General features: G+C 54.1%; 7 protein-coding genes and 1 pseudogene. All 8 read right to left on the reverse strand.

All coding sequences use genetic code 11. The annotated features are described in order from the left end of the window. Positions 1–330: pseudogene (gene wcaF / locus HP459_RS19635) on the reverse strand (colanic acid biosynthesis acetyltransferase WcaF); the annotation flags it as partial. Positions 331–346: 16 nt separating this feature from the next. Beyond that, entirely contained in the window at positions 347–1,093 is a 747-nt protein-coding gene (gene wcaE / locus HP459_RS19640; RefSeq protein ID WP_023300546.1) for a colanic acid biosynthesis glycosyltransferase WcaE, read from the reverse strand. 16 nt (positions 1,094–1,109) lie between these two features. Continuing rightward, a complete protein-coding gene (gene wcaD, locus HP459_RS19645) occupies positions 1,110–2,330 on the reverse strand; it encodes a colanic acid polymerase WcaD (protein WP_022648637.1) in 1,221 nt (406 codons plus the stop codon). Then, entirely contained in the window at positions 2,305–3,522 is a 1,218-nt protein-coding gene (wcaC, locus tag HP459_RS19650; protein WP_023300547.1) for a colanic acid biosynthesis glycosyltransferase WcaC, read from the reverse strand. Before wcaC ends, wcaD begins: the two co-directional genes overlap by 26 nt. Next, complete coding sequence (gene wcaB / locus HP459_RS19655) at positions 3,519–4,010, reverse strand: colanic acid biosynthesis acetyltransferase WcaB (RefSeq protein ID WP_023300548.1); 492 nt, start codon at positions 4,008–4,010, stop codon at positions 3,519–3,521. The genes wcaC and wcaB overlap by 4 nt, the downstream gene beginning before the upstream one ends. Beyond that, complete coding sequence (gene wcaA / locus HP459_RS19660) at positions 4,010–4,852, reverse strand: colanic acid biosynthesis glycosyltransferase WcaA (RefSeq protein ID WP_006811246.1); 843 nt, start codon at positions 4,850–4,852, stop codon at positions 4,010–4,012. Before wcaA ends, wcaB begins: the two co-directional genes overlap by 1 nt. Before the next feature lie 122 nt (positions 4,853–4,974). Beyond that, a complete protein-coding gene (wzc, locus tag HP459_RS19665; protein ID WP_022648640.1) occupies positions 4,975–7,137 on the reverse strand; it encodes a tyrosine-protein kinase Wzc in 2,163 nt (720 codons plus the stop codon). Positions 7,138–7,139: 2 nt separating this feature from the next. Further along, the gene (gene wzb / locus HP459_RS19670; RefSeq protein WP_003862078.1) at positions 7,140–7,583 is read right to left on the reverse strand and encodes a low molecular weight protein-tyrosine-phosphatase Wzb; all 444 of its coding nucleotides are present in this window, start codon (positions 7,581–7,583) and stop codon (positions 7,140–7,142) included. Positions 7,584–7,597 lie beyond the last annotated feature (14 nt).

Consider the following 7,597-nt stretch of genomic DNA (forward strand, 5'->3'; position numbering starts at 1 on the left):
GCTGCCGGTGCACAAATAACACTTCTGTGAAACCACCGAATTTGCGCCAATCGTAATCTCGCCAAGGGTATATAACACCGCGTCATCCCCTACCCAGGCGTAATCCCCAAGCGTTAATTTCCAGGGATAAGTAATTTTCACCGAAGGACGAATGACTACGTTTTTTCCTATTTTTGCGCCAAACAGACGCAGTAAAAATGCGCGCCAGCGGTACAGTATTTGCGGCGACCAGGCAAATAACGTTGCCTGTACAGCCCACCACAGTTGAACTTTAATACCGCTCCCGCCCCGAAAACCTTTCGGCACGGAGAATCCATTTAATTCCTGCATTACGTTTCCTTATATCTCAGGCTTTGTTATATAAGGCTTTCGCTTTACCCGTCGTTTTCAGACGTAAGAAATAAGATAATTCCGCCCAGAACCCCGGCACGCGTAATATTTTACGCTGCACGTTTTTGGCATCCTGGCACAATTCCAGATTATTCGAGGTTGACACGCCGCCCATTGAAAATTCGGATACCAGTCCTTTAATTCGACGGAACGGGTAGCCAGATTTGTACAGGCTGGCGGCCAGGGCATAATCTGATGACACTTTATATTGCAAATCGTAAGGCTGCTTTTTCAGGCCGCTCATCGGAAAGAAAATAGCCTGATGGCTTGCCGGCAAGCTGTGGTAGATATACCAGCCTGGTTTCGCGCCGCGCAGGACTTTTTTCCCCTCGCCGAAATCAAGCAGCGCATCACCGATAAACATGGCATCTTCTTTCTGGCGCGCCAGCTGGCGTGCAAACAGCGCCACATCTTCATGGAACACGTCGCCGGAATTGAGGAAGATGGCGTAGCGCCCCTGCGCCATGTTGATGCCTTTATTCATGGCATCGTAAATGCCTTTATCTTTCTCGCTGATGTAACGTAAGTTGAACTCACCGTTAAGTTTTTCCAGGAACTCCGCCGTGCCGTCGTTCGAGCCGCCATCGACCACGATCCACTCAAAGGTGAGGCTCGGATCGCGCGCCAGGTTGCGCAGCGAGCGCCAGGTTTTTACCACCCCTTCGTGGTTACGAAAGGCGACAGTAATGACGCTAAGAAACATAAATCACCTCATTTCGTCATACGCTCGTAATATTCAGCGCTTTGCGCAAAATAAACGGACATACAATTAAGAATGCATATTCCGGGCTAAATATTGACCCGGTAAAAAACAACGACACCGGTGTGAACAGATAAAGTTGCACGCGAAAGTTCTGGTTATCACCAAACGCGTTAATCATCATTTTGAAAACTTTAAACAGATACCACAGTGTCAACAGTACGGCGAACCAGGAAAAATAGATAATTAACAGATACAGACCATTGTCTATGGTTTTACCGACATCCGCACCGTTAAAGATTCCGAATGATGCAACATATTCGTAAAGTGAGCCGAATCTTACTACGCCATCAATATGGGTTAAGGAATAACCCACCATCACCAGTGGACCAATGATGCGATAATAGGACGACGAACCTTCCGTTCCCAAATCACCCAGACGTTCAGAAATGTACGGGAATGCGAATATTACGCCCACTAAAAATACCGTCAGAGAAATGATCGCCAGCGGCAGTTTTTTCTTAATCGCCTCTTTGTTCAGGTACTGGAACGCCCACTCCAGCAGGTAAAACAGAATAAACGTCATTACCCCTGAGAACGACCCTGACAGAACGATTCCTGCAAGAATCATAGCATCGGTCTTGGGGGTTTTGATACCGAACTGTTTGATGCTGAGCCAAATTGAGATTAATGCCAGAGCAAAAAACGCCGGTTCAAAATAGAGCGCAGTGGTACGCTTGCCACCAAACTTAATGAAGTTCAGTACATAGCTGTTACTGTATATAAGATATTTCGAAATTATTTCCATCAGGCTACTGCCGCCTGTGAGAATAATTTGCGCCATCTCCAATGCCGCAAGCATAACAATCAGCCCGACGACAATATAAAAGAACCTGAGGATTTTCCTATAATTGTGCGGAGAGATAGTTTTAAAACGAATACTCCACACCATGCCAATAATGATAACGATATAAACAAACAGCATGGTGGAGGTGACATATTTGCTGGCGTCCAGCGACTGACCAAAGATGTAGTTAAACGCCGTCAGACCAAACCCGATCCCCAGCGCAATCATCAGCTTTTTGAGGTTAAGCTTGTCAACGTACAGCAACAGCAGAACCGGCAGGAAGGTGACGATGGTGATTGGGAAGCTTTCACCGAGCTGGGCAATCTTGACGTTGACCAGCAGGTAGATCAGCGGCAGCAGCAGATAACTACAGATTCTGATAGAACGAGACATACTCCTCCAGCATCTGTTGTCCACTGTACGCTTTACGGCTGCGGTTGCGGAACGATTCCAGGTCCGTGCCAAAAACAGCCTGCGCGATATCGGCCTTCGACAGCTGCACCAGCGGCAGCACCTCGTTCTCACTGAAGGTTTTACCGCCCGATTTCTCCAGCACTTCGCGCGCCGCGTCGCTGTGGGTGGCAATGACCGGCACGCCAATGGAGAGCGCTTCGCACAGGATCAGCGGGTAGTTGTCCACGCGGGAGCTGAACACCAGCGCGTCCATACCGTTGAGCGCGCTCATCAGTTTGCGCTTGTCGGTTTCAAACCCGTGATTCACCACGTTAGCGCCTTCGAACGGCGAGAATTTGCCGAAGGTATGCAGTTCAATTTTGTCGCCGAGCGCCATCATGTCGCGCACCAGCTGTTGGTTGGTTTTGCCGTCGTAGCGCAGGTCATGGGCGACGACAGCGATTTTCGGCTTGCCCGTGGTAATGGCTACGGGCGTCAGTTCGGCCAGGATCTCTTCCGTCGCCACATCAATACCGTTGTTGATAATCTGGCAGCGCCCTGCTCCGTACAGGCTATTAAAAGCATCTGCCACGTGCTGGCTTGGAGAGATAAAGGTGCAGCCGAGCGAGAGCATGTCGCGGAACAGCTGACGCTTGCCCTCAACCAGCTGATGCGCGCGATCGACCTTCACCGGCGGATAGTTGCTGAGCGTAGGGCATTTCTGGCAGTTATCTTTCCAGCCTTCGCAGCCGTCGGTAAAGGCGCAGCGTCCGGTCACGCTCCAGTGGTCGTGTAGCGTCCAGACGAAACGGGTGTCCGGCTTGTGCGCCTTCACTTTGCCACAAAACGCTACCACCTCTTCCAGATTCAGCCAGTAGCTGTGCAGCACGTGGAAGTGCAGCACAACCGGCCCGCGGGTGCGGGTGACGGTGCGGTAGAGATTATTCAGGTTGCCGAACAGGTCGCGGTTAAACAGGCGGAACAGCGCAATATTGGCGATGGAGGTCAGACGTGGCGTCTGCTTCAGCACCTGCGGATAGTTATCATGGCTGACGCTTTTCTTGCCGCCCTTGCCGTAACCGTAAACAAAGCGCGACTGTAATCCTTTTTGCAGCGCGCGCTGGTGCAGATCCAGCGCTACGCCTGCCGCCCCGCCCTCTGCGAGGCGTACGTTAAATTGCAGAATGTTCATTTAATCACCTTCACGCGGGCTTTCTCGCCCACCACCAGCGCATTGTCCGGAATGCTGTCCAGCACCACGCTGCCTGCGCCAACCGTCACGTTATTGCCCACGGTAATCTCCCCGATCATCACCACGTTGGCGCCCAACTCGACGTTATTGCCAATCACCGGGCAGGCCAGGCTGTCTGGCCCACGGTTGCCGATTGTCACCCCGTGGCGAATGGTGAAATCATCACCCGCGACGACGAACTTGTTGATGACGACCGCATAGCCGTGATGAATGGTAAAGCGGCGGCCAATGGTGGCAGCGGCCTGAATTTCATAGCCAAAAAAGCATTCGGTGATGATGCGGTACAGCACCAGCACCGGCGCGGCCCAGATATTGTTCAGCACATTTTTTTTGCGCCACACCGAGCAAAAGTGCGCAATACGGTAGGCCAGAACCATGCAGCACGGGCGCAGGCTCCAGCTGTTAGCGCGGCAATCTTCCAGAAACATTATTTCCCCCGAAGCCCGTCAGCCAGACGCTTGCCGTTACGCACCGACAGCAGCGTCAGCAGCGTGCGCCAGTTCATGCGCTTATTGCGGATCTGATAGAGGGTAAAGAGCTGATACTTCCGACTGGCACGGTCAAACTTGTCCTTGTGCTTGCGGTAAAAATGGAAGTAGCCCGAGAATTTTTTCGGTGACGAGGTGATCTGCATCTCCCCGTGGTTGATGTGCAGGATCTGCGTGGCCTCTTCCACCTTCCACGGCTCGCCGTACTCCACCACCATCCGCAGGAAGATGTCGTAATCCTGCGCGGCCTTCAGCTCGGTATCGAACAGGCACTCCTTAAAGCGCCAGGCCCAGGTAAACACCTGGTTGCCGATAATGTTGCGCTTGTAGAACAGGCGTCGGGAATACGGTGATTTCGGATACAGCGGCAGGCTGGCCGGCTGCGAATAGACCTCGCCCTGACAGACATAGTCGTTGGCATACAGAAACGCGTGGGTCACCAGCTGCGCTTTGTGCGACAGGAAGATCGACAGACGGTTTGGTGTCCATTCGTCATCATCGTCGATACCGGTCAGATACTGCCCTTTCGCCTGCATAATCGCCTGATTGCGCACCGCGCACGCCCCGGAGTTGATGGCGTTGTGCGTGTAGACCACGCGCGGGTCGTTCAGGTCTTCGACAAACTTTTGCAGCTGTTCGTAAGAGGAGGAACAGTCATCCACGATAATCAGTTCCCAGTTATCGTAATCCTGACGCAGGACCGATTTAATCGCGCGGATCGCCAGCTGCTGACGATTCCATGTCGGCATATAGATAGAAATCAAAGGGCGTTGTGTGCTCATTTATTCCTCCTGCCCCTCACCCCGACCCTCTCCCCGGAGGGGAGAGGGTGAAAGACCGCACCAGGCAGTCCCCTCTCCCCTCAGGGGAGAGGGTTAGGGTGAGGGGTGTGGGGTGTGTTTTGTTATTTAGAGTCAGACTTGTATTCGTACTCGTAGTAGCCGTAATCCTGATAACCCGTCGCACGGCGGAAGATGGAGTTCAGAATGACCCCTTTCACCTCAATACCGTTCTGCTCAAAGCGGCTCAGGCTGGTTTCCACTTCCTTCAGGGTGTTCACCGCATAGCGTGCAACCATCAGCGTGGTGCCCGCATGACGCCCTACCACGGCGGCGTCGGTGACCGCCAGAATTGGTGGGGTATCGATCAGCACCAGGTCATAGTTTTTGCTTGCCCACTCGATCAGCTGCGTGAAGCGCTCGCTCATCAGCAGTTCAGACGGGTTCGGCGGTACCTGGCCACGCGGGATCAGGTCAAATTTCGGAATCGAGGTCGGCTTGGCGCTCTCGCTGATCTCCCCTTTACCCAGCAGGATTTCCGACAGGCCGTTAACGTTGTTGGTACCCAGCAGCTCATGGGTGTAGCCCTTACGCATGTCGCAGTCGATCAGCAGCACGCGCTTGTTGGTCTGGCTCACCACCGCCGCCAGGTTGGCACAGACGAAGGTCTTACCAATTGACGGGCTGACACCGGTCATCATCAGGACGTTGTTTTTGGCCTGCATCATGGCGAAGTGGAGGCTGGTACGCAGGCTACGCACCGCTTCAATTGCCAGGTCGGTCGGGTTACCCACGGCCAGCAGCTGGCTCTGTTTGTAACGCTTGACGCCCTTAACGGTTTTGACGCTGTCACGGGACTTCTGCCACTCCGAAAGCGGGATGCTGGCGTACACGCTGATCCCGTTCTCTTCCAGCACCTGCGGGCTTTCGATGCCGCGGTTGAACAGCGAGCGCAGCAGCACGCCAACGATGGAGAGCATCAGGCCGAGAATAATGCTGCCGAGGATGATCAGCGCTTTCTTCGGCTTCAGCACGCCCGGCTGGGTAATCGCCGGGTCAACGATACGCACGTCGCCCACGGTACTGGCTTCGGTGATTTTCAGCTCCTGCTGCTTGTTCAGCAGTTGCATGTAAACCTGCTGGCCGGATTCCACATCACGCGTCAGGCGTACGATTTCCTGCTGCGTCTTCGGCATCGCGGTCACGCGGTCATTCAGCTTCGCCTTCTCTTCTTCCAGGGTACGACGTTTCTCGAGCAGCGTGCGGTACGCCGGGTGACGTTTGGTATAGAGCTTGGAAATTTCCGCCTCTTTAAAGGTCAGCTCGTTTAGCTGCGCATCAATATTGACCATGGAGTCGAGAACCGATTTCGCCTCCAGCGGCAGGTCGACGGAGTCTTTATCCTGACGGTATGCGTTCAGCTTGTTCTCGGCGTCATCCAGACGGGCGCGCACCTCCGGCAGCTGTTTACTGAGGAACGCGAGGCTTTTAGCGGCTTCCGCTGACTTGCGCTCAACGTTCTGCTCAAGGTAGTTACGGGTGATGCTGTTCAGGATGTCGCGGATTTGATCCTTGTCTTCACCGGTGAAGGTCATGCTCAGGACGCCGGTATCCTTACCGTTTTCGGTGACGGTCAGGTTGTTTTGCAGATTGTTGATCATTCCGAGCGTCGAGAATTTGGTGACCGTAAACTCACCGCCCTCGTGCGCCTGGATGGCACCAACCCTGATGCTCACGCCATCTTTGGTCAGCATCTGCCCCACTTCGCCGCGCGCGCTGAAGCCTGCGTCGCTGGTCAGCTGATACTGTTTTGGTCCCAGCACGGTCAGGGTAAAGGTTTGGTCCCCAGCCCCTTTTGGAATCACGAAGTCGGTCACTTTTACCGTATCGTTACTGCGCCCCATCAGGCGATCCCAGCCTGCGCCAAACACCGGGAAGGTGTTTTTGGTGACCGCGATATCCAGCCCCAGATCGTGAACCGTTTTGCCCAATACCAGGCGCGACTGGATCAGCTGAATTTCAGCCTCCGATGCCGGCGGCTTGTTGGCCAGCGCAGAGCCGATATCCTGAACCAGCGAGTTTCCGGTATTTTGTTCGATCTGCACCAGCGCGTCGGCGCTGTAAATAGGCGTCGCGAACAGCGTATAAACGATCGCCGCCACGGCAAAGATGGCGGTTATACCCAGCACCCACCATTTCGCTTCAATAACGGTCCCGACCAGGCGACCGATATCGATTTCATCACTGCCCGACGTCGGGGCGGCAGAAGGTCTTGTTTTTTCTGTCATTGTTATCCCTGCTGAGCTTTCAATGCCTGCGCCCACTGGCGGGCAGACTGGTCTAGTAAGGTGTATACCGCCTCAAAGGCCTCGCGGCTCTTGCGATACGGATCGGGAATTTCGCGCTCACCATCCCAGTGACCAAACAGCATCACCTTGCCGCGCATCTCCGGTGCAATATCGCACAGCGCGTGAATGTGGCGTTTTTCCATCGCGAGGATCAGGTCATATTCCCGGCACATTCGGCCAGAGACCTGACGGGCAACGTGCCCGTCGAGTGAGAGGTTATGCTCAAGGGCGACGCTTGCGGCACGTTCGTCGGCACCTTTTCCGACCAGCGCGCCCAGCCCTGCGGAGTCGACCGTTAACGCAGGCTGGTAATTTTTCAACAGCCTTTCAGCCGTGGGGGAACGGCAAATGTTCCCCACACACACCACCAGAATTTTGTTAAACATCGCGGCTTACCAGG

It is taken from the genome of Enterobacter sp. CM29, from assembly GCF_013179605.1.
GTDB classification, from domain to species: Bacteria; Pseudomonadota; Gammaproteobacteria; order Enterobacterales; family Enterobacteriaceae; genus Enterobacter; species Enterobacter intestinihominis.

Bases quoted from the DNA above. Each gene is read 5' to 3' on its own strand.
- wzc (WP_022648640.1), bottom strand. From the start codon at position 7,137: ATGACAGAAAAAACAAGACCTTCTGCCGCCCCGACGTCGGGCAGTGAT.
- wcaB (WP_023300548.1), bottom strand. From the start codon at position 4,010: ATGTTTCTGGAAGATTGCCGCGCTAACAGCTGGAGCCTGCGCCCGTGC.
- wcaA (WP_006811246.1), bottom strand. From the start codon at position 4,852: ATGAGCACACAACGCCCTTTGATTTCTATCTATATGCCGACATGGAAT.
- wcaC (WP_023300547.1), bottom strand. From the start codon at position 3,522: ATGAACATTCTGCAATTTAACGTACGCCTCGCAGAGGGCGGGGCGGCA.
- wzb (WP_003862078.1), bottom strand. From the start codon at position 7,583: ATGTTTAACAAAATTCTGGTGGTGTGTGTGGGGAACATTTGCCGTTCC.
- wcaD (WP_022648637.1), bottom strand. From the start codon at position 2,330: ATGTCTCGTTCTATCAGAATCTGTAGTTATCTGCTGCTGCCGCTGATC.
- wcaE (WP_023300546.1), bottom strand. From the start codon at position 1,093: ATGTTTCTTAGCGTCATTACTGTCGCCTTTCGTAACCACGAAGGGGTG.